This is a genomic window from Acutalibacter sp. 1XD8-36 (genome assembly GCF_009917525.1).
Taxonomy (GTDB): Bacteria; Bacillota; Clostridia; order Oscillospirales; family Acutalibacteraceae; genus Acutalibacter.
The window spans coordinates 1-1,232 of the sequence record NZ_QZDU01000056.1; the positions used below are offsets into that span (position 1 = coordinate 1).

1 protein-coding gene is annotated in these 1,232 nt (G+C 52.2%); it reads left to right on the forward strand.

The window, feature by feature from the left end; genetic code table 11:
- Window positions 1-104 precede the first annotated feature (104 nt).
- The coding region (locus tag D5270_RS16470; RefSeq protein ID WP_166545099.1) for a hypothetical protein at window positions 105-1,232 on the forward strand (1,128 nt) is incomplete at its 3' end.

The window sequence follows — 1,232 nt, forward strand, 5'->3', positions numbered from 1 at the left end:
GTGTTCAGGCCGTGCAGTCCCCCGGTATTACAGTATATAAATAACTTCCACTCGGCGGCAAAAGAGAGCCGCACGAGAATCTAAAATTTAAGAGGGTTGAAATCATGAACAAAAGCAAGTTCCTTAAGAGACCACTTGCGGCTCTTCTGGCCATTCTTATGGTCGTCGCTTTGGTCCCAATGAGCGCCTTCGCTGCTGAGCCTGATGTTATCAAGGTCAACGGCGTGGAGGCTACGCTCAGCGGTGACGCTTACTCTGTGAGCATCACCGCGCCTAACGGTACTGCCAGCGTAATCGAGAACGCGCTCAAGAGCGTTACCTTCGAGCTGCGCAGCAAAAACGGCATTACCGTGGGCATCCTTGACAAGGACGACAAGCAGAAGGACGTCGACCTGTCCGGCTGGCCCGACGAGCCCGGCACCAAGCAGACCATCAATCTGCTGGACTACGCCGTTAAGCCCGAGGGCAGCTACTGGGGCGAGTACACCGGCATTAAGCTGCAGATTACCACCAGCGCCGGTGAAATCACCACCTACCCGCTGACCGTTACCGTCAGCGAGCGCAACGCCAGCAGCGACACCACTATCACTGCTGTTGAGTCCACCCGCATTGTCAACGCCAATGTTGACCCTGTGAAGCACCATATCGAAATCATCAAGCCCGTGGGCAGTGATAACACCGCTTATATGCTGGGCCTGAAGGAAGAAAACTTTAAGACCGCCAGCCCCTATGCAACTGTTTCCTTTACAAAAGTAGCCACATACAGCATAAATGACAGCGCTCCTGCTGATGACAAAATCACAAAGGTAACTGTTACTGCAGAGGACAAATCCACACAGGAGTACACAGTTTCTTACAAGGTGGAGCCCATCTTCACCGAGTTCGATGTTCCGGATATGGTTAGCTATGAGGAAAAAGAAGTTGATGACGGTAGTGCCTCTGCTGGAAACGGCGTTGGTGAGGTTGTAATTACCGTTAAGGTCCCCTTCGGAACCTTCCCAACTGCCAACACTGAAGGCAAAATCATTCCGACCTTTACCGCTGCCAGCAACATCAAGAAAATAGAGTCCGACAGTTCTTTCACTCATGGTGACGGCATTCTTTACGAACGTAATAGAGGGACAACCAGCGGCGTAGCAAATTGGGCGGCAAACGCTGCAGCGAATGCTGCTGGGCTGAACAATGGCGACACTGACCTGTCCTTTGACTTTGAGGTTGAGTCCGGCACATCA